This window comes from Flavobacterium sp. N502540 (assembly GCF_025947365.1).
Lineage (GTDB): Bacteria > Bacteroidota > Bacteroidia > Flavobacteriales > Flavobacteriaceae > Flavobacterium.
The window spans coordinates 1895899-1918534 of sequence record NZ_CP110012.1 but is presented as its reverse complement, the minus strand read 5'-3'; the positions used below and the strand labels follow the sequence as shown (position 1 = coordinate 1918534).

Genomic DNA, 22636 nt, shown 5'->3' with positions numbered 1-22636 from the left:
GTCTGATTTTAGACCGTCTCCTTTTTTAATTGAGTTAATTGTATGACTAAGAATTTGCTCCCGGATTTGGAATAATACATCCTGCCCAATTGAAAGCACCATTAGCAATATTGTTGTACGTTACATAAAAGAAACCGCTGCGTCCCCAACCTGCTCCCCAGGAATTTTGTACTTTAAAAAGTCCGGTAGCATCGTCATATCCTATGATACAAACACAGTGACCTCCTTGTCTGCTGCCGTAAAGACTGGACCAAACATGGTTGTTATTACGAATATCATAAAAACTCTGATTGACATCGAAACACACTGCAACGGCATAATTTTGATTCAGATAGTACTTGATATCAGCTGTACTTCTTGGATTCACATTAAACCAACCTCCCGTTTTTCTGCCAGCAGCCCATGTTTTTTGCTGTGCTGATGGTTGTGTAAAACAGCCACCTGCAATGTAAGGCATTTGAGCCTCTGAACATTCCCCCTGATTTTTGATCAGATTCATGGCATCATTCGGATAAGAACCTGCTCCGCAATTCCCCAGTTTTATCTGATTGTAAATATAGGCAGCACTTCTTGAAGCCCCGCTCCAATTACTCTGGTGTACTGAATTATTAAGATATCTGGCAATACTGTGTGCCGCATAACCCACTCCCCAGCCTACGCAGGAACCTTCGCTTCCCTGATCTCCAACCGGTGGAGTCGGTAAGTTTTTTGCGGCCGCAACTTTAGCAGTCAAAGACATTTTTTGGGTGCTTGTCACTAAGTCTGGTCGTAACTCAGCAATTCTCGCACGATAATCAACCGGTGTTAAAAACTCAATACTTTTTAGATAAGCATCCGGCATCTGAGCAAGTCCGTATCTTCCTTTGTCTAAAAGATCGACATTACCGTCCATTAATTTGTCCTGAGCAACGGCTTCAGGCTGGTCATTTCCTTTTTCACAAGAGTACAAGGCAAGCAAGGCAAGCAGTACAAGTGCCAGTTTTTTAATCGGGAATTTGGTAAATGGGTTTTTCATAATTCTTTTGGGTTTTGTTGTTAATTTTTAATTTGTTAAATTATTTAACGAATTTATTATTAATTTTAGCAGAACATTAACACTAAAAAGATCACAACAATAACTTATCTTACACACAAATCTATAATCAGGATTTAATTAACAGGAATTGTATTTAATTATCGTCAAAACGAACGTCAATTATTAAAAAATTCACCTATGGAAATCATTATAGAAAAATTAATAAAAGGCATACAATCGCATCCAATCCTACAAAACAGTACGCTCTCCGGTGTTACAGAATGGAAAAGAGCGCACTACATCATCCTTTCGGAAATCATCTCTGATGTTTTAGAGAAATCGGAATTTATGCAGGGCTCCAAAAGAAATGAACTTGGATGTTCTATCTCGAGCATGACCTTGCAAAGGATTTTCACCAATGACTCTTCTAAGACCAAAAAGTCTGATTTGCGGTTTTTAAAGAGTCTGGACAAACTGGCCATTTTTATTGGCTATCCTTCTTTAAACCATTTTCTGAATGATGAAGCGACAGACGCTGTAAAAACTTTAGAGTCTGAAAATAAAATGGAATCGGGTGCCTTTTTTGAAAAACTGATTAGTGATTATTGTCAGGAAGAATTTAATTCTTTACAAAAATTACCTGTCGTTAGTATGGATGGATTATGCGATTTTGTGTTCAAAGAAGGACCTTTTGCAAAAAGGATAAAGGATCTTTTTGAGAATTATTCGACTTTAAAATATCATTTAAACTGTGAAGATAACCGGTCTAATTTTGAACTTTATGATTTTAAGATTTCAAGTATCGAAGAAAATATCGCTATTCTTACGGTAAAGGAGTTTTGGAATCTGGAGTGGAAAAACGAAAATGACGTTACTACGATTGTACTGAATAAAGTAAACAGACAAACTTATTTCATCAAAAGAAAAGACGATGTCTGGAAAATATGGGACAACTACAACCCCGACTATAACGAATTGTCTACAAAAATACACTCGGCTATAGAAAACCAGCACATCAAAAAAGTTCTTATTTAATAAATATTCGGACTTAAAAAAACAAAAAATCCCAAATTCCAATTTTAGTAAAGGAATTTGGGATCTTTCATTGAAATTCCAAGTTCGGGCTATAGAATTTCGCTATTAAAAATCAAAACTATTAATGGGTATGTTTAGGATTAAAACCATCTTCGCTTAATTCTGTTGGCGTATAATCAGCGAACATTTCAGCTTCGTAGTTGATTTTTTCTCCTTTAGAGAATTTATGAATGATTTTCTCCATGATATTATAGATAACCGGAACCACAATTAAGGTAAGGAATAAAGACGAAATTAATCCTCCGATAATTACCCATGCCAAACCGTTTTTCCACTCAGCTCCTGCTCCTGATGCTAATGCAATTGGGAACATACCGAATACCATCGCAATAGTTGTCATCAAAATTGGACGTAAACGAGCGTGGTTGGCCTGAATTAATGCTGTACGAATGGACTCCCCTGCCGCTCTTCTCTGGTTGGTGTAATCGACCAACATGATCGCATTCTTACACACCAGACCGATCAACATGATGATCCCCAAAATCGTAAAGATATTCAATGAATTGTTGGTCAAAGCCAGGGCTAACATCGCACCGATAAACGAAAGCGGGATAGCAAACAATACGACAAACGGGTGAACGAAACTGTCATAAAGTCCAACCATTACCAGGTAAACCAAGATAATAGCGGCCAATAAAGCGATCCCTAAAGTACCAAATCCTTCTGATTGGTTCTCCTGGTCACCACCCCAGATGTAGTTTACACCGGCTGGTTTTTTAAGTTTGTCTAATTTCACTTGCCATTGCTGAACAATTGTTCCTGATGGTACCCCAACGTTTTGTCCTTTTACCGTTACCGAAGCCGATTTATCTCTTCGCTCTAACTGGCTAGGTCCTGAACCTTCTGTAATGTCTGCAAATTGAGACAATTTAATTTGTTGACCTGCTGCATTAATAAAAATCAGGTTGCTAACGTCAGTAATACTTTTTCTGTCGAATGCATTGTATCTGATGTTGATATCGTATTCGTATTCACCAGCTCTGTATTTACCGTCTGTATTTCCACTAAAAGCAGTCTGCATGGTTAAACCAACGGTTTGAAGTGTTAACCCTAACGCCGCCATTTTATCACGATCTACTTTAACATTGATCTCCGGATTTCCGTCCTCAACCGTTAATTTGATCTCTGTTGTTCCCGGAATCGTACGTAATTCTGCTTCTGCCAATTTAGCAAATGCCATAGCACTTTCTGTTGACGGACCTGTTACGATCAATCCTAATGTAGCATCTTCGGCTGTTCCTAAGATACCTACCGGAACGGTTTTTACTTTAGCACCAACTAATACTTTTTCTAACTTTCGTTTGATTTTTGCTGCGTAAACGTTAGCATCATCCGTACGGTCTTTTTGTTCGATCATTTTTACGTCGATCTCCGCTTTGTAAGCTGTTGCCTGCGATGCTCCAAAACCCTCACTGGTTTGTCCTACCGTTGTAATCTGACTGTGCACATATTCCTGTGCTTTCAAATACGCTTCTGCTTTCTGGGTCATGAAGTTGGTTTGCTCTAACGAAGCGTCTTTCGGCATTTCGATTTGAACTAAGAACTCCCCACTATCAGAAGAAGCAAAGAACTCTCCTCCGATGAAACCTCCTGCCATTAAACCAATTGTTGAAGCAAAGAACAATACAATTACTACTGCAAATGTTTTAATATAATGATCCAGACACCAGGTTAATAAATGAGAAACCCAGTCCGTAAAACGTGTTAAATAACTTTCGAAACCAAGAATAATTCTTCCAAATAAATTCTTTCCTTCAATATGCTCTAATTTACCATAACGAGAAGACAACCAAGGAATGATGGTAAAAGAAGCTAAAAGCGACAACATCGTTGAAATAATTACCGTCACACAGAATTGTGTAATAATATTAGAAACTAATCCAGAGCTCATCGCAATTGGAAGGAATACCACCACAATTACCAAAGTAATCGAAGTTACAGTTCCACCAATTTCTGCTGTTCCGTCATACGAAGCACGAATTCGGCTTTTACCCATTTCCATGTGTCTGTAGATGTTCTCCAGTACCACAATCGCATCATCCACCAGAATACCAACTACAAGAGATAATCCTAATAAACTCATTAAGTTCAGGGTATATCCCATTAAATAAATACCGATAAAAGTAGCAATCAAAGAGGCCGGAATCGACACCATTACGATCAGCGAGTTTCTGATACTATGAAGGAAGAACAACATTACGAAAGCTACCAGAACTACCGCAATTAATAAATCGTGTACTACAGAGTCTGCCGCCTCTAAAGTAAAAACGGTACTATCCTTTGCTACTTCCAGTTTTAACTGGTTTACTTTATAATCTTTTTCAAGAGTCGCAATTGTCTTTAATAAATGCTCACTTACCGCAACCGCATTTGCATCTGATTGCTTTACAATTTGCAAAACGATCGCACTTTTCTGATCTACACGTGATATTTTTTCAGCGATCTTTTGAGTATCCTGTACATCGGCAATATCTTTTAAACGAACCTGAATTCCGTTTTGAGAAGAAACTACCAGGTTTCTTAATTCTTCAACACTTTTGTATTTACCTGCTAAACGAATTAATATTTTCTGATCACGAGTCTGGATGTTCCCTGTTGGGAAATCCAGATTCGAAGTCAAAATGTTTTGTTGTACCTGTGGAACAGATAATCCATATCCTTGCATTTTTAAGGCATCAAGGTTTACCTGAATTTCACGCTCTGAACCACCAATAATATTTACCTGAGCCACACCTTGTACACGGGATAAGATAGGAGCAATTTTTTTGTCAATTAAGTCATAAAATTCTGCTTCATCCATTTTTCCGTTGGCACCAAGCGTCATGATTGGTAAATCACTTAGCGAGAATTTGGTTAGTGCCGGTGTTTTTACGTCTTCCGGTAAATCACTAATAATCGCGTTTATTTTTCGCTGTGCATCATTCAGAGAGAAATCGACTTTTGCTTCAGATGTTAATGTAATCGAAACGATAGATAAACTCTCATACGATTTCGAGTCAATTTTCTTAACATTCTCTAAAGATGCGATCGCATCTTCAATTTTCTTGGTTACTGTGTTTTCTACCTCACTTGGAGAAGCTCCCGGGTATATGGTAGAAATAGTAATAACGTTTTGTTCAAATTTCGGGATCAGCTCATAACCTAACTGGCTGTAGCTGAACAGTCCACCTAATGTTAGAATTGTAAAGAGTACAATTACCAACGACGGACGTGTGATGGATATTTCGGCTAATTTCATATATGTTATTTTAGGCTGTAGGCTATACGCTATAGGCTTTAGGCTCTTATTAAAGGCTTAAAGCTTACGGCGTAAGGCTTAAAGCGGTACAATTATTTAATAATTTCTACTGTGTTACCGTCTTGCAGGTTGATTTGACCCGTTACAATTACAGTTTCTCCATCAGTTAATCCGTTGATGATTTCTACTTTATCACCCAAAATTCTTCCGGCAGTTACTTTTCTTAATTTTGCAATACCTTTTTCTACTACGAAAATTTGGTTACTGCTCACACTTCCTACGAATGCATTTCTAGGTACAACCATAAGGTTTTGTTTTTGTTGTTTCGATGCAAAGTTTGCCGTTCCGTACATACCTGCTTTCAGGTCGTTGTTTACGTTATTTGTAATTTCGATTTCAACCGGGAAGTTCAAAGATTCATCCGCTTTTGCAGCAATGAAAGTAATTTTTCCAGAGAAGTTTTTATCCGGATAAACACTTGCTGTTACGTTAATGTGATCTCCTGTTTTTAAACTTGCTACCTGATTTTCGTTTACGGTAACTACTAATTTTAATTTAGAAACGTTTACAATATCAAACAAAGCTGTTGCAGGCATTCCGGTTAAGATAGATCCCGGCTCGATATATTTTTTATTGATAAAACCGCTAATTGGAGCTTTTACTCTGGTATCACCAACATTAATTTTTGCTTGTGTCAAATGCGACTGTGCATTGGTTAAAGCCAGTTTTGCCTGGTCTACCTGCTGCTTAGTAACCCCTCCGGTTTTATAAGCATTCTCATATCTCATGTAATCTGATTTTGCATTTTGATAAGCCGCTTCTGCAGTCTGAGCATCAACATTAATAACATCTCCTCTCATTGTTAATAAAGTTTGACCAACTCTTACGTAGTCTCCTTCTTTAGCCAGAACACTGATTACTTTTCCTGATTTCTCAGCAGAAAATGTCAATTGCTGGGTTGGTTGGAAGTTTCCGTTTGCTACGAAATCAAGTGAAACTTCTTCTGTTTTAACCGGAGATACTTTTACGGAAACTGCAGCATTTTTTTCTGCAACAATATCTGTTTTCTCTTTGTTCTCTTTCTTATTTTTATTTAAGATATATCCAATCACGCCCAGAGATGCGATTATGATTACGATTGTTATAATAGTTTTCTTCATTGTACTTCTAGTTATTTAATAAGAGTTTTAAGTTCGCCTTTTGATTTGATTAATGCTACTTCGGCAATTTTATAATTTAAAATGGCTCTGGTATAATTATTTTGTGCTTCCAGAGAGGCATTTTCTGCATCTAACAAGTCTGTTAAAGAGGCCAATCCCTGAAGGTAATTGTTTTTTGTATTGCTTAAGATTTCTGTCGCTAAGCGCATATTTTCTTTTTGATTGGTGATCGTAACAAGGTTGTTATCGATTTGTGCCATTGCATTTTTATAGTCCAGATCAAGCGAAAGTTTGGTATCCTTGATATCTTCCTCTAGTGATCTTAACTCAACATCTGCCTGTCTTACTTTTGCACGAGTTCCGAATCCGGTAAAGATTGGTACGTGAAGGTTTAAGGCAATTGCGGAGAAATCAGACCAATAAACTCCCTGAGAAGGTTTTGCAAACCAAGGCATTTGAGGCCCCTGTCCGATGTAGTTATACCCAGCAGTCAGAGAAAGTGTTGGATAATATCCTGCTTCAACTGCTTTTTTATTGAATACTAAAAGTTCTTGTTGTTTTTTCAAAAGCAAATACTCTGTTCTGTTTGCCGTATTTGGCTGTTCCGTTAAGGCAGCAGGAACCACTTCAAATTCTTCTTTTGGCATATCAATTTGAGTTTCTATTGGCATTCCCATATAAAACTTCAAAGCATTTTCCTCCAGGGTAATCTGATTCTTAATTTGTTGACGTTCTGTATCAATGTTTGACATTTTTACGATGATACGATCTAAGTCAATCTTTTTAGCCAGACCATTGTCAAACTGTCCTTTTACGATATCACGAACTTTAGTCGTATTAACATAATTACTGTCTAACAACGTCAGTCTTTCTTTTTGTACGTAAACAGAGTAGTAATTATTAGCAACTCTTTCAATTACTTGTTCTTCTGTCAACTGATTGTTTATCTGATAGAACTCACGAGTAGATCTTGCCGCTCTTAATCCGGTAAAAACGGACTGATCAAAAATGGCCTGTGTTAAAGAAACTCCGGCAGTTGAAACCCATTTCTGACCAAATGCTGCCTGAATCGTAGTTCCCGGTGCACCAAATCCTGCACCATCAATTACAGTTGTCTGAATGATCGGATTGTGTGTTAAATTTCCATTTGCCGAAATTTGAGGCAAAGCTCTTGAGCGTATTTCCTGTATTTTGTATTCACTGTTTTCAACCTGAAGTTTCGCCTTTTTAGCATCGGCTTTATTTTGAAGCGCATAAGTAAGCGCGTCTTTTAAGGTTAAACGTGTGACTTGTGCACTGGCTGACAGACCAATTGTACACAAAAAAATGAGAACTATTCGTTTCATATGCTGTTAGATATTTGTTTGTGTTGATGATTTAAAAAATCATACTTATTATTGATTGATGATTATACTCTGATTTTCTTAAGTTGCTTTTCTAATTCCACTATTCCTTTTTCTGTCGCCATAGCTCTGGTATGATATTCCAGTGCCTCCAGTTCTATTTTTTGTGCTTCGCTTTCCGAAACGGTAGTTTCGTTGATGTGAAAAATTAGTGTATAATAAAATTTCACATAAACGTCTACATTCAGGTCTTCACGATAAAGCCCCTCACGAATCCCTTTCTCAATATTCTTTCTGAACCAGTGGCTGCACAAATCAATCTCCTGGCTCAATATATTTTGATAAATATCCGGATAATGCTTTTTCAGCTGATAAATGGGCGAAGTATCGATGTTGTTTTTAAACATGTCTCTGAACATTTCTCTGATTTCAAAATTTTCATGAATAGAATTGTAATTTTTCGCTACAATAGTGTCAATTATTTCGTGTACCTGTTTATGAACCAATGATGTACTTTCTTCAATCAGGACTTCTTTATTACAGAAATATTTGTAGATCGTTTTTTTCGAAATACACATTTCTCCTGCTATGTCATCCATTGTAACACTTTTAAAACCAAGTTTTAAAAACAACTCGCTTGCTTTTGATATGATTTTCTCTTTCATTTTAATTTTCAAATTGTATTACAAATATACTGAGGAAACTAAATTCACGAAAATAGTTTCCGTAATATTTGTAATAATTTTACATTAATTTACTTCATTCTGTAAGATTTATATGCTAAACTCTAAATTTGCAATAAGCTTAATGTCTTTCCCTAAAGCCAAACCTCCATTATGACTGAACGAATTGTAATCTAAACCAAAATCCTGACGCTTAATATCTCCTTTGATTTCAAAAGCAACTTTCTTCTCACCATTGTACGTATTAACCCCTATAAACTCGGCATCAAGTTCCACTACTTTGGTAACATCTTTAATCGTTAAATCACCTTTGAAAAAATTAATATTGTTGTTTATTTTTTGAAACGAAGTCGATTTAAAACTAATAATCGGATGTTCGTTTACATCAAACAAATCCTGAAGTTGTAAATAAGTATCAATTTGTTGAAAATTATCAATCTTGTTGTTAATGTCAAGCGAAAACTCAACCGATGCATCCTCTACTTCATTGTCTTCAATATTCACATAACCACCAAATTTATTTGTAGTTCCTCCCATGTAAGCAATAATCGAATGTCTCATTTTGATCAAAACATCTGATTGGCTAGAATCTAAGGTCCATGTTGTTTTCATAAATTACTGTTTTTACTGAGGTTATAAATTTCTCAATTCCACAAGGAAACTATTTTAGTGTTTCAAGTTTCCTGTTCAACGGTGCAAATATAGACAGGAAACTCTGAATACCAAAAAAGTTTCCAAGTTTTTTTTGAAAATAATTTTAAAACAAGCCCCAAACCGCCTTCGACTCCGCTCAGGCTAACAAACACAATCATGACGTGAATGTCAGGCTGAACGAAGTTGAAACCTCCCGCACTTACACCCAAAACCCACTATCAAATTATCAAATTACCACCATTATCTAATTCCTCCACCATCTTTTAAAATTTTAAAAACGCAATAATTCATAATGAATCGTATCTTTGGGCCTCGCAAATCAGAATTTCATTTTATGCACGATATTAGTCAGTACCAGGATTTTTTTATTCATTATTTAAAAAACCAAAGCATACAAAAAGAACCCAAAAATCTTTACGCACCTATTGAATACATTCTGGGCCTCGGCGGAAAACGAATTCGTCCCGTACTTACTTTGATGGCTGCAGAAGTTTTTAATACTCCTTATACAACAGCACTTCCGGCTGCAATGGCTGTGGAAGTTTTTCATAATTTCTCGCTTGTACATGACGATATTATGGATGATGCGCCTTTGAGAAGAGGGCAGGAAACTGTTCATGAAAAATGGGACCTCAACACCGGAATTTTGTCCGGTGATGCAATGCTTATTCTGGCGTATCAGTATTTTGAACAATACGAACCGATTGTTTTCAGGAACTTAGCAAAACTATTCAGCAAAACGGCTCTTGAAGTTTGTGAAGGGCAACAATGGGATGTTGACTTTGAGCAAAGAAATGATGTTACGATTCCGGAATACCTAAAAATGATCGAATATAAAACGGCTGTTCTGGTTGCTGCTGCCATGAAAATGGGAGCCATCGTAGCCAAAACATCTGAAAAAGAAGGTGATTTAATCTATGATTTCGGATTGAATTTAGGGCTTGCTTTCCAGCTTCAGGATGATTATCTGGACGCTTTTGGAGATCCGGAAACTTTCGGAAAACAAGTTGGAGGAGACATTATCGAAAACAAAAAAACGTATTTATACCTCAAAGCAAGAGAATTTTCTTCACCTGAAAAAGCTTCAGAATTAGAGCAATTATTCAGCTTACAATTAGAAGAAAATACAACTAAAATAGCTACTGCAAAAGCCATTTTTAATGAATCCGGTGCTTCAAAAGCAACGCAGGATGCTATAGAAATGTATACTTTTAGAGCTTTTGAAACGCTGGATAAAATGGATCTTAACGCTGAAAAGAAAAACATACTGCGTACTTTCGGGGAGAACTTAATGGGGAGAAAGGTCTAGGCTTCGACTTCGCTCAGCCTGACAATTGACTTCGCTCAGCCTGAGATTTGACTTCGCGCAGCCTGACAGTCGACTTCACTCAGCCGGACATTTGACTTAGCGCAGCCTGACATTCGAATCTCGGCTTGATAATAGACTTCGCTCAGCCGGACACAACGTTATCATTTAAATTATTGTGTCCGGCTGAGCGAAGTCGAAGCCCCCTTTTAACTAAAAAAGTACATCCGGATCAACCAACTCCGATAATTTTTGTTTTAAATCTTCTTCCAAAATGGTTAAACCATACTGGTACGAAGCATTCATCCATCCAAAACCTTCTTCGGGGATAAAGTCAAATTCGGTTCCGACGTTTCCATATTCTGCAAAGATTTTATGCGAACTGATCGATAAATCAAACTTTTCCGGAATGGTTCCGTTATAATCCACTGCATTTCTGGTAATCAGCCAAAGCCAGCGGTATACCATTTCCTGTGCTTCTTCATTAAAATTATAATTCAGCAAACCTTCCCACAAAAGCATTTGATGCGGTGCCCATCCAAACGGATAATCCCATTGACGCACAGGCGCGTTTTCGTCTATAGCTGCAATGGATTCTTTGGTACTTCCAGCAATTCCACCTTTCATTTTAAATTTTGGAAGGGTCTTTTTTACCAGAATATCTGCTTGTTCGGGCGTGCTTATTTTGGCCCAAAGCGGGTAAAAAGTAGTTGCAGCCTCAAAAAAATGCTGCTCCTCATTTACAAAATTATAATCCAGATAACATCCGTATTCTGAATTCCAGCACAATTGATTGATTTTTTCTTTTCTCGAAGCTGCTTTCGCAAGCCAATATTCGGTTGAAAAAGACTGGTCCTCAAAATATTGAAATTCGTTTTTAAAATACTTCCTAATCAAAAACGCAATATCCGTTTCATATTTGTAAAGCAGACTGTTGATCGCAACGGTATTCAAATTGGCACAAATTCCAACCAGTCTGTTGGTCGTGTCATGACCGCTTTCGCGCATGCTTCGGTCGTGAATAAAATACTTATCCAGTTCAGCATCGACCACTTCCCTTTCCAGATATTTTTTTTCGAATTCGCGGGTAGACAAATTGTATTTTGGTGCGTATTGCTCCAGAATATCATCAAAATGCCCCTCTTCCACTTCAAACGGAAGTCCGATTCCTTCAGCTTTGTACCGATTCAACCCATTAGCGGTTAGTCTTTTGCCTTCCTCCATCCAAACCGTCAGATATTCTTTAATGGCCGTTTTTAAATGTCTTTCAATCCAGAAAATATCCGGATTCGATTTTTCCAAAACATCTCTGATCAAGGACGTATAAAGCGGAGGCTGCGTACGGGTTAAATAATAACTCCGGTTGGCATTTAGTATTTTTCCGTAATGATCAATCTGGTATTTAAAATTCTCTGCAATTCCCAGAGCCAACTCTATTTTATCATCTATCAAAAGTCCTTTAGCAATAAAATAACTGTCCCAGCCGTACATTTCATTAAACCTCCCACCGGGAACTACAAAAGGAACTCCCGAAATTTCATTGTTTTTAATTTGAAGCGCCAAAGCCAGTATACCCGGTTTTTGATTGAGCGACAATACATACTCCGGTGAAATATGTTTCGGCATTTGTACCACTTTTAACTTTGGTGTTACAGCTTCCAGTTTTTTGAAATAATCAAAAACGATTTCATCTCCAAAAGGCACGTACAAATACGAAATAGCATTTTCTATTTTATTGTCTTCCAGTATTTTTTTCACCCCATTGGCATCGATCGTACGTGTTAGCCCTTTCCAGTACAGGTTTTTTATTTTTCCGGAGATTCTTTTTACAGGATCTTCAATGATTTGATCCAGACTGATTTCGGCAAATTCAATATTTTCTTTTTTAGCCAAAGCCAATTCCTGCAATAAGTTTGAAAGCTGATAGGTTCCTTCAATAAGGATTGAATTTCCCTCTTCACCGTTCAGCAAAAATCGCTTCGGACCATGATCATCAATCGTTATTTTTTTATCACCGTCAGTATCTTCCTGAGCCAATAGTTTTTCGATAGTTTGGGATATATGTAGTTTAAATTTCATCTTTTGCAGTTATTTTTTTAAGAATAAAAAAGGATACTAATAATAAAGACATTGGAATCAAAGTAAAATAAAATGCCTTTTCCGGTCCTTCATTTTTAAACAGCCAGCCTGTTATTCTGGAGCCTAATGTTCCGCCAAGAGCCGAGAAAATCACGATTAATCCCGTCATTGAACTTTGAAGGTTTTTAGGCAGCGCACTTAATACAATGGAATTTAACAACGGATAAATAGGCGCAATAAACAGTCCGATTAAAGGAAATGCGAAACCAATTAAAGGTATATCTGCCAAAGCATTGATACTTTTCACTTCTAATCCGACGGTTTTTGGAAGTACAAAAACCACAATCAGCATGGCTGAAAGAATACAGAAACTCAACACCCAGAGCCAGCCCACTTTTTTAGTTACAATTCCGGCAATCATCCTTCCGGCTGCCAGTGAAATGGCCAAAATACTAGCCATCATAATACTTATATTTTCAGGCAAATGCAGCACTTTGGTATTGAATGTAGGCAGCCAGGAAAGAATTCCCTGTTCAATCATTACAAACAAAAAGACACTGATGACAAAAATAACCGTTAACAACTTTGCCATTAAACGGAACATTTGCATGAAATCGTCTCTGAGATCTGCTCCTGCTGTAACTTCAGTTTCTTCGAACTTCACAAATAACAAAAACAGAAACGACAGCAACGACAATCCGGCCAGAAACCAATACACATTTAGCCACGAATTGGGATCTTCTTCCTTATTAAAAGCCGGAAACAGAAAATAAGCCAGTGCGATTCCAACCATAAAAAAACCTTCAATACTGCTCATCAAAGCATTGTGCTCTTTTTTGGTTTCGGTCACGGTACCTATTAAGGAATAAACCGAAACTTTAATCAAAGCAAATGACACTCCAACGGTTGCAAAGAGAATTTTAGCATTGTCGAATGAATTCCCAAAATACATAGAAATACAAGCCAGAGTAACTAACCCCAAACCAATCAGCATGGATTTTCGATATCCGATTCTGGGTAAAAAAGAGGCTATAAAAAAGGAAACAATCGCAATAGGCATGTCCTTAAACGCTTCTAAAATACTCGCCTGAACTTCATCTACTCCATAATTTTTCTGCGATTTCAAAATCACAATGCCCACGCTATTCAATAGAATAGCGAAGACAAAATAATTGAGGTAAAGTGAAATTTTGATTCCTATATTTTTCATGTACTTATTGGTTTGTCTTTTAGTTGGCGAAATGTTTCAAGTTTCCGGTTTCAAGTTTCAGGTTTCAGGTTTCAAGTTTCAAGTTTCAAGTTTCGAACATACTCTACACCTCACATCTTACATTTCACATTTCACATCTTACATCTCTTAAAAATTAATCGCTACCGAAAATCTAAAGGCGCGTCCTAAAATTGGTCTTGCCATAAAAACATCACTTGCTGCAGAAGTAGTCTGTCTTGGGTCACCTTCAGTTAAACCAATTTCATTGAACAAGTTTGAAGCATCAACCGCAAAACGAAGATTATGATAGGTATAATTTAATCCTGCCCCTACTTCTTTATAAGCCGGCAAAACTTGTTTATTGTCCTGATTCGTGAATTTTTTATCATAATAAGAGAACTGCACATAAGCTGTAATATCTTTTGTAATATCAACTTCCGGTCTTAAGTTACAGAAAAACTTAGGTATTCTCCTAGCTGTGTTTCCGTTAAAATTAAAAGTAGATCCGTCAGCGTTGGTACCCGTAAAATTATCGTACTCCGGTTTTTGAACGGTGAACGTAAAGTTCATTTTTACCATTTTGTATCTGGCATTGGTTTCTACTTCAAGACCAATATTGTTTACGTCGGCGAATTTATTCTCAGAAGATCCATCTGATAAAATATCAGTAAAAGCAACATTTTTCAAATTCATATGAAACAGGTTGGCATTTATATTGAAGAAAGAATTAGAATATTTATACCCCAACTCAAACTGATTTACTTCGGTGTTTTCCAGCTTGCTCAAATCGGCTGCATTATCATAAAAAGACTCTTCAATAGGCGATCTGAAACCGTGGCTGTAACGTACATACGAAGCCATATTGTCATTGAATTTGTAGTTTCCGGCAGCGGTATACGACCATTCACTCACATCATATCTCCAATACGTATACGGATTTCCTTTCACCGTTGTTACCTTATCATCCGCCGTATTATTGTTTAAAACTCCCAAATTCTCTGCAAAAAATCTCGCATTGTCTCGGTACCCTGAATATTTGTCTTTGTTATATCGTAAACCAGCATTGAAAGTCAGCTTGTCTGTCGCTTTAATTTCGGCATCAGCATAAACATCATTCAAAACTCCTTTAGTTTGCGCATCTCTTTCCAGCCATGTAATTCTTTCAATCCCATTCCAGGTATGATTTACGCCTGATGTATTGTCTTTTACATTCAAGAGCCTCGGATTGTCTGAAACTCCCACTAAATACGAATTCCAGTTCCAGTATTGATTCGATTTCCAGTTGGAATAATAGTAACCTGCAGTCAGTTTTACAGGATCTAAATCAAACGCAAAAGAGAAATTGTTCGCAAAATTGTTCATCTTTTTTTCGATGTGCCAAAGATCTGCTCTCATAATTAAGGCATTCGGATCAAGTGTTGCTCCATTATCCACATAAGAATAAGTCAGGTTACTAGCCGTTGTATTCTGAACTCCTGTTGCATAAGCATCTTGTGTCCATGGACCGCCATTTGGAAAAATAGCATTGTAATTCAAATTGATATTGGTTTGCTTAAAGGCATTCTTGAACGTCACTTTCTCAGATATCTTCTTTTTAAATTCAGCACCAATCGAATTGATGATCGGATGAGAACCATCTTCTAAATCTGCACTAAAAGTTCCCCCACCATATTGCAGTACATTTAAACGGCTGAAATTTACTGAAGTCAAGGTTCCGTAATTTGGATTAAAGCCCGGAATTCCTTCGATTTTTCCATTATTACTTTTTAACGGAATCGGTAAATAGAACGTATTTCTGTCATCCAGATGTTTGAAGTTAATTCTCAAATAATCGTTATCATCAAATTTATAGGTAATATTTCCTTTGATCTGCCCTCCTTTATTGGCTGTAAAACCGGTATTTCTCACTCCATTATCGGCTCTGTAAAAACCTCCAACGTTAAAGAACAATTTGTCCTGGATTAAAGCACCCGATAAATTAAGATCTGTTCGGAACATTCCGTAATCTGAAGTCGAAAACTTTGCTTTTCCCTGAAAGTCATTCTGACCAGTTTTAGAAATAAAATTGATGATTCCTCCCGGCGCATTATTAGCAAAAATAGATGCCGAACCTCCACGAACCGCTTCCATTTTACTCACAGTTTCGTCTAGTCTGTAAAAAGTATCGGCATTCGCAAACTGCAAAGCCCCATCTTCAAAAACCGGCAATCCGTCTTCCTGAATCTGTACATACTCATAGGCTCCCGCAGAGGGGATTCCTCTAGCAAAAAGGTTATTTCCAATTTCTCCTCCCGAGGCTTCCACCACAAATCCGGGAATCGTTTGCAATAAAGCAGCCGTACTTGCAGGTGCTCTGTCTTCGATAGCCTTAGCGCCCATGGTGGTAATGGCCACACTGGATTCTAATTTCGACCTCGGACTTGAAGAACCTGTTACGACCACTTCTTTCAAACTTTGCGATTCCCCTTCCAGAAGTAAATTAACCTCTAGAGATTCTCCTTCTTTTACGGTGATTTGTTTTCCAAAGGTTTTATAGCCCACATTAGTCGCTACAATGGTATAATCTCCTGCGGGAATACTGGAAAATACAAATCTTCCGTTTTCATCTGTAATCGTATTTTTATCTGTTCCTTTAAGAGAAACATTGGCTCCCGGAATAGTTTGTCCGCTATCATCAAGTACCTTTCCGGAAACGGTATTTTTATGCTGTGCAAACAGATGGTTTGGAACAGAGATTAAGCACAATATCAAAAATAATATGCCTAAATAAGAATGTTGCTGTTTCATGATTTTTTGGTTTAGTTAGTTAATCTTTCATTTATGAAATGTAAACTTACTCAAGGAATTAACTCTAATTTAAGAATTCTAAATCGAAAACGTTTTCGAAATCCCCTAAAACGTTTTCGGAAGTTAATTTTTTATTAATACACTTTATTTTTTAGTACTTTTATTTCATGAATGACACCAAATTAATAGATATAGCATCGGCATTGGGAATTTCGGTTACCACGGTTTCAAAGGCATTAAAAGGCTATACCGACATTAGTAAGTCTACACGTGCCCGTGTGATCGAGATGGCCGAAACCATGAATTACATGCCTAATTCGGTTGCGGTAAATCTGAGAACCAACGAAACCAAAACAATAGGCGTAATCATTCCGGCTACCGTGCATCATTTCTTCTCCAGTGTCTTAAATGGTATTCTCGAAGAAGCCGAAAAAAGAGGCTATCTTGTCATTATATTACAATCCAACGAAAAATACGAACTGGAGAAAAAACAGCTGGCCCTATTAATTCAAAAACGTGTTGACGGGGTTTTAATGTCGCTCTCTAATGAAACAGATGACTTTACTCATATTAATGAAGCCATCCGTAAAAACACCCCTGTTGTTTTGTTTGATAAAATTGCCAAAAGAGTCGATTGTTCCAAAGTAGTGATCAATGATGCCAAAGCAGCATTCGACGCTGTTTCTTACCTCATTAATAAAGGATTCAAAAAGATCGCACATTTCAGGGGTTCGTACGTTCCTCAAAACTCCATCGACAGATTCTTAGGATACAAAAGAGCTTTGGAAGCACACGGAATTGAATACGATTCCAAACTGGTCTACGTGTGCGATAACAATACCGATTTTGAGGATGGCTACGAAAATGCCCAGAAAATAATGACAGAACACCCGGACATAGACGCGATTTTTGCCATCACTGATCTGGTAGCCATCGGAATTATCAAATATTTTAATGAGGCGGGAATCAAAACACCGGAACAGGTAGCGGTTTTTGGCTTTAGCAACTGGTTTATGAGTACGGTTATCTCACCTAAACTGACTACTATTGACCAACCCGGCTTTGAAATGGGGCATCAGGCGGTTTCGCTTTTAATAGATGAAATTGCCGACCTGAAAGAACATCGTCCGGTGACGCATCAAATTATTGAACTCCCTACAAGAATCATTGAAAGAGAATCGACTGTTAAATGATTTTTTAGTTTTAACTTTGCGTCAATTCTTAAAAAGCATCAATGTTTCCAATCCCCGCAAATACCGATATTTTATTGGCCGATGCCGAAAGCGAAAATCTATATTTAAGTTTGATTGAGCAGATTAATAAAGATTTTAATTTGGCCAACGAAGGAATAGATTTTCCAATGAGTATTTCTCCCGACGAACTAAAGATTCAGCTTCACGAGAAAATCTACAGAATGATTCAGTACAAATTTGCGGAGTACCTCAATCTGCTTTACATCATTGATGTGCCTGAAAATGAAATCAAAAAACTCGACGGTTCTGATTTGGTAATCTTAGCCGAGCAGGTTTCTTTTTTGATTTTAAAAAGAGAGTGGCAGAAGGTTTGGTTTCGGAAGAATTTTAAGTAAGGCGCTAAGATGCTAAGGTACTGAGATGCTAAGGCTTTACTTTGCGATTTCTATTTTTAGAATTTCGTGGTTTTCTTTTCCATAAGTTATTCTAACTGGTAAATCATCTCTAAAAACTCCATTATTTGCTTTACTGAAATCATTAAATCCTCCTAATAATGCATCATTATATTTAAACTGAACAGAGTCGACCACAAAGCTTTCCCAAGTAATAGTTGCCATTTTCTTAACTTGCTTTTCCCTTTTAAAATCAGTAATAATACCCTCTACCACAAACACATTTGGAGAATTCAAAAGGTTCTGAATTCTTTTTTCCGTTGTATCAGTTGTATATAATTTCAAATAGGAAAACATGATTACTGATAAACTAAAAACGGCACCAACTGACCATAATAGTATCAACTTTTCATAATCATTATTTTTCCTTTTGAACTTTTTAATCAAAATCCAAAGAATAAGAGAAACAATTGCAACCCAAAAAAAGACATCAAAGGATCTTGTGTTAGATGGCAAGTCCGAAATAGACCAATATGTATAATAATTCATTTAAAAAGAGGTTCTAAGGTTTTAAATTCTTATATCTCATTCCACACAAAAAACTTTTTATTTTCTTTTACAGCTGACCTTTCATTTTTATCAAATGGAATATATTTATCATGTTCTAAAATAAAAACTTGTTCATTACTTAAAATTTTATTCAGCTCTTTACTCAATTCTTTTAATTCTTCATACTGATTATTTCCTCCCGATGATCCTATATGGAAATGCCAATCACATTCTTTTTCAGAATTTTCAAAACCAATGGTTATTTCCAAATCATAAGTCGCAATCCACAAAAATCTGTTTCCACTCATACTTTTTATAGAACACCCAAAAGACTTATCTTCCTCAAAGTCAATGTTTTCTAAAAATTCAACATGATTTTGTATCAAATATTTTAAAGTTACTTCAGAATATAAAGCTTGATCCATTTAAAGATTTTTTATTCTCAATCTAAAACTTAGTACCTCAGAACCTTAGCACCTCTAAAAGTAAACTCTCACAAAAGGCATAAATCCGGATCCGTAAAGACTTGTATTTTTATCATACAAAACATCATAACGTGCTCCGATAGTAACACTCCCGGTTCGGTAACCCGCACCGAGGTATAAGGCGGTATTCCAATAATCATCAGAGTAACTTGGTCGATAGGCCGTTGATTTATAGTCAGTATTTATACGAACCTGTTCCAATTCTGCTGACAACTGAATTTCAGGAATCGGATTCACGAGTCCAACCACACTTCCGCCATAGACAAAAGAGCTGTAATAGTTTTTAGAAGACAAATAACCAAACTGCAATCCGACACCAACAGCCACTATTTCGTTTACATTATAAATGGCACTTGGTGAAACCGAAATATCCGTATATCCGGAACCAATTCCTAAACCAAGACCTCCTCCAAACTGAACTTTCTCCCAAAAATGATTGCTGTTGTCTATGACATATTTTTGCTGTGCAAATGCAGAACTCGAAAATGAGACGGCCAAAATCACAAAAAAAGTTTTGAAAACGATTGAAATTTGATTTTTATCCATAGTTGAGTCTATTTTTAACAAATTTTTACGTAAAAGTACGTAAAAAAAAGATTTAAATAAATGTGATTGTTGTACTTTTGCGATTCTATTTAACAAAAAGTATATTCACTCATATTATGGATAGGTTTTCATTTTTAAATGCAGCGCATACAGAGTTTTTCGCACAATTATATGATCAGTATTTAGTAAACCCAGATAGCGTTGAGCCAAGCTGGAGAAGTTTTTTTCAAGGTTTCGATTTTGGACAAACGACTTATAATGACGAAAATCCGGTTCAACGAATCGTTGAATACGTAACAAACGACAACGTAGATTGTAGTTTAGTTTCTGATAAATTACAAAAAGAATTCAATGTCCTAAAATTAATCGATGCTTACCGTACTCGCGGGCACTTGTTTACCAAAACAAACCCTGTTCGTGATCGCAGAACATCGTCTCCAACTTTAGACATTGAAAATTTCGGATTAACAACTGCTGATCTTTCAACAGTTTTTGATGCTGCTCAGGCAATCGGAGTAGCTCCTTCTACACTACAGGATATTGTTACACGTCTTCAGACTATTTACTGCCAGCACATTGGTATCGAATACATGTACATCAGAAATCCCGGCGTTGTAAAATGGATCCAGGACAAACTGGCTGTAAATGTAAACCAGCCAAACTTCTCTTCTGACGAAAAGAAAACAATCTTAAATAAATTAAACCAGGCCGTATCTTTCGAGAACTTCCTGCATACTAAATATGTAGGACAAAAACGATTCTCATTAGAAGGTGGAGAATCTATCATCCCGGCTTTGGACGCTTTAATCGAGCAGGCTGCCGAAAAAGGAGTAGAACAATTCGTAATGGGAATGGCTCACCGTGGCCGTTTGAACGTTTTGGCTAACATCTTCGGAAAATCAACTCAGGATATTTTTGGTGAGTTTGATGGTAAGGATTACGACCAAGAGTATTTTGATGGTGACGTTAAATACCACTTAGGTCTTACTGCCGACAAAAAAACAAGAACAGGAAAAAACATCAATATCAATTTAGCACCAAACCCTTCTCACTTAGAAACGGTTGGAGCTGTAATTGAAGGAATCACAAGAGCAAAACAAGACAAATACTACCCGAACGATTTCTCTAAAGTATTACCTATTGCCGTTCACGGAGATGCTGCAATCGCAGGTCAGGGAATCTTGTACGAAATCATTCAAATGTCATTGCTTGACGGTTACAAAACAGGCGGTACTATTCATATTGTAATCAACAATCAGGTTGGTTTTACCACTAACTATTTAGATGCACGTTCGTCTACTTACTGTACAGATGTTGCCAAAGTAACGCTTTCACCTGTATTACACGTAAATGCCGACGATGCTGAGGCTGTTGTACATGCCGTATCTTTTGCCTTAGACTACAGAATGCAATTTGGACGTGACGTATTTATCGATTTATTAGGATACAGAAAGTACGGTCATAACGAAGGTGATGAGCCTCGTTTTACACAACCTGTTTTATACAAAATCATCGCTAAACATAAAAATCCAAGAGATATTTATGCAGAGAAATTATTGTCTGACGGCATAATCGATGCCTCTTATGTAAATGCTTTAGAAAAAGAATACAAATCTGCTTTAGAGGAAAACTTAGAAGCTTCCCGTAAAAAAGATTTGACTATTATAACTCCGTTCATGCAAAACGAATGGAATGGATTTGTTCAGGTAACAGATACGCAAATGTTAGAAAAAACAGATACTACTTTTGACAAGAAGGAACTGGATTCTATCATCAATACGATCTCAACGTTACCGGCAGACAAGAAATTCATCAACAAGATCACTAAAATTGTTACCGACAGAAAAGTAGGATACGACAACAACACTCTTGATTGGGGAACTGCAGAAGCATTAGCTTACGGTTCGCTTTTAACAGAAGGATTTGACGTTCGTATTTCCGGTCAGGACGTAGAGCGTGGTACATTCTCTCACCGTCATGCAGTAGTTAAAGTAGAAGATTCTGAAGAAGAAGTAATTTTACTGGACACTATAGCGAACAAAAAAGGAAAATTCGGTGTTTTCAACTCGCTTTTATCTGAATATGGTGTTCTTGGTTTTGATTATGGATATGCATTAGCGAATCCAAATGCTTTAACGATCTGGGAAGCACAGTTTGGAGATTTCTCTAACGGAGCCCAAATCATGATTGACCAGTATATTTCTTGTGGAGAAGACAAATGGAACAACCAAAACGGTATTGTTTTATTATTGCCTCACGGATATGAAGGTCAGGGAGCTGAGCACTCTTCTGCAAGAATGGAACGTTACTTACAACTTTGTGCAAGACACAATATGTATGTTGCCGATTGTACAACACCGGCTAACTTCTTCCACTTGATCAGAAGACAAATGAAAACAAAATTCCGTAAACCATTGGTAGTTTTCTCTCCAAAAAGTTTATTACGTGATCCAAGATGCGTATCTACTGTTGAGGAATTAGCAAACGGAAGTTTCCAGGAAACAATCGACGATAGTACAGTAAACAAAAAAGACGTAAAATCTTTAGTATTCTGTACCGGTAAATTCTACTACGACATTGTAGCTGAAAGAGAAAACAACGGAAGAAATGACGTTGCAGTGGTTCGTATCGAGCAATTGTTCCCTTTCCCTGTGGAGCAAATCAAAGAAATCATCGCACAATATCCAAATGCTGACGATTACGTTTGGGCACAGGAAGAGCCTAAAAACATGGGAGCTTACAGCTTTATGTTGATGAACTTTGACCTTGTGAAATGGAGATTAGCTTCATTGAAAGCTTACTCTGCTCCGGCATCAGGAAGTTACACACGTTCAAAACGTCGTCACGCTGATGCTATCAGAATGGTATTCGATAAAAATTTATTCAGATAAAAAACAATGT

17 protein-coding genes are annotated in these 22636 nt (G+C 37.0%); 5 read left to right on the top strand and 12 right to left on the bottom strand.

The features are described 5' to 3' along the window. Window positions 1-46: 46 nt before the first annotated feature. A complete protein-coding gene (locus OLM58_RS08475; protein ID WP_264531935.1) occupies window positions 47-1015 on the bottom strand; it encodes a C1 family peptidase in 969 nt (322 codons plus the stop codon). A gap of 198 nt (window positions 1016-1213) precedes the next feature. Between OLM58_RS08475 and OLM58_RS08470 the strand changes: the two genes are divergently transcribed. Beyond that, on the top strand, window positions 1214-2050 hold the full coding sequence (locus tag OLM58_RS08470; RefSeq protein ID WP_264531934.1) for a hypothetical protein: 837 nt from the start codon (window positions 1214-1216) through the stop codon (window positions 2048-2050). Between the two features lie 121 nt (window positions 2051-2171). Here OLM58_RS08470 and OLM58_RS08465 read toward each other — a convergent pair whose 3' ends face one another. From OLM58_RS08465 to OLM58_RS08445, 5 genes are all read right to left on the bottom strand, one after another. Beyond that, on the bottom strand, window positions 2172-5348 hold the full coding sequence (locus OLM58_RS08465) for an efflux RND transporter permease subunit (RefSeq protein ID WP_264531933.1): 3177 nt from the start codon (window positions 5346-5348) through the stop codon (window positions 2172-2174). Between the two features lie 92 nt (window positions 5349-5440). Then, window positions 5441-6508 (bottom strand): efflux RND transporter periplasmic adaptor subunit, encoded by a 1068-nt coding sequence (locus tag OLM58_RS08460; RefSeq protein WP_017494632.1) that lies wholly within the window; start codon window positions 6506-6508, stop codon window positions 5441-5443. 11 nt (window positions 6509-6519) lie between these two features. Continuing rightward, the gene (locus tag OLM58_RS08455) at window positions 6520-7854 is read right to left on the bottom strand and encodes a TolC family protein (protein ID WP_017494631.1); all 1335 of its coding nucleotides are present in this window, start codon (window positions 7852-7854) and stop codon (window positions 6520-6522) included. 62 nt (window positions 7855-7916) lie between these two features. Next, window positions 7917-8516 (bottom strand): TetR/AcrR family transcriptional regulator, encoded by a 600-nt coding sequence (locus OLM58_RS08450; RefSeq protein ID WP_264531932.1) that lies wholly within the window; start codon window positions 8514-8516, stop codon window positions 7917-7919. Between the two features lie 108 nt (window positions 8517-8624). After that, window positions 8625-9146 (bottom strand): YceI family protein, encoded by a 522-nt coding sequence (locus tag OLM58_RS08445; RefSeq protein ID WP_264531931.1) that lies wholly within the window; start codon window positions 9144-9146, stop codon window positions 8625-8627. 376 nt (window positions 9147-9522) lie between these two features. Here OLM58_RS08445 and OLM58_RS08440 point away from each other — a divergent pair, with 376 nt between their 5' ends. Continuing rightward, entirely contained in the window at window positions 9523-10497 is a 975-nt protein-coding gene (locus OLM58_RS08440) for a polyprenyl synthetase family protein (RefSeq protein WP_264532433.1), read from the top strand. Between the two features lie 210 nt (window positions 10498-10707). Here OLM58_RS08440 and OLM58_RS08435 read toward each other — a convergent pair whose 3' ends face one another. From OLM58_RS08435 to OLM58_RS08425, 3 genes are all read right to left on the bottom strand, one after another. After that, window positions 10708-12573: an alpha,alpha-trehalase gene (locus OLM58_RS08435; protein ID WP_264531930.1), complete on the bottom strand. Its 1866-nt coding sequence runs from the start codon at window positions 12571-12573 to the stop codon at window positions 10708-10710. After that, entirely contained in the window at window positions 12563-13783 is a 1221-nt protein-coding gene (locus OLM58_RS08430; RefSeq protein ID WP_264531929.1) for an MFS transporter, read from the bottom strand. Before OLM58_RS08430 ends, OLM58_RS08435 begins: the two co-directional genes overlap by 11 nt. 147 nt (window positions 13784-13930) lie before the next feature. After that, window positions 13931-16570, bottom strand: a complete 2640-nt coding sequence (locus OLM58_RS08425) for a TonB-dependent receptor (RefSeq protein WP_264531928.1) — start codon at window positions 16568-16570, stop codon at window positions 13931-13933. A 167-nt stretch (window positions 16571-16737) separates the two neighbouring features. Between OLM58_RS08425 and OLM58_RS08420 the strand changes: the two genes are divergently transcribed. After that, window positions 16738-17763: a LacI family DNA-binding transcriptional regulator gene (locus OLM58_RS08420; RefSeq protein ID WP_070906102.1), complete on the top strand. Its 1026-nt coding sequence runs from the start codon at window positions 16738-16740 to the stop codon at window positions 17761-17763. Between the two features lie 41 nt (window positions 17764-17804). Continuing rightward, window positions 17805-18158: a hypothetical protein gene (locus OLM58_RS08415; RefSeq protein WP_264531927.1), complete on the top strand. Its 354-nt coding sequence runs from the start codon at window positions 17805-17807 to the stop codon at window positions 18156-18158. A gap of 36 nt (window positions 18159-18194) precedes the next feature. Here OLM58_RS08415 and OLM58_RS08410 read toward each other — a convergent pair whose 3' ends face one another. Genes OLM58_RS08410 through OLM58_RS08400 form a run of 3 tightly spaced genes read right to left on the bottom strand, consistent with a single transcriptional unit; the run spans window position 18195 to window position 19735 of the window. Beyond that, the gene (locus OLM58_RS08410; protein WP_264531926.1) at window positions 18195-18704 is read right to left on the bottom strand and encodes a hypothetical protein; all 510 of its coding nucleotides are present in this window, start codon (window positions 18702-18704) and stop codon (window positions 18195-18197) included. 29 nt (window positions 18705-18733) lie between these two features. Then, window positions 18734-19129, bottom strand: a complete 396-nt coding sequence (locus tag OLM58_RS08405) for a hypothetical protein (RefSeq protein ID WP_264531925.1) — start codon at window positions 19127-19129, stop codon at window positions 18734-18736. Window positions 19130-19183: 54 nt separating this feature from the next. Beyond that, window positions 19184-19735, bottom strand: a complete 552-nt coding sequence (locus OLM58_RS08400) for a hypothetical protein (protein WP_017494620.1) — start codon at window positions 19733-19735, stop codon at window positions 19184-19186. Between the two features lie 116 nt (window positions 19736-19851). On the opposite strand from OLM58_RS08400, the gene OLM58_RS08395 reads away from it, so the two are divergent. Further along, complete coding sequence (locus tag OLM58_RS08395; protein ID WP_264531924.1) at window positions 19852-22626, top strand: 2-oxoglutarate dehydrogenase E1 component; 2775 nt, start codon at window positions 19852-19854, stop codon at window positions 22624-22626. Window positions 22627-22636 lie beyond the last annotated feature (10 nt).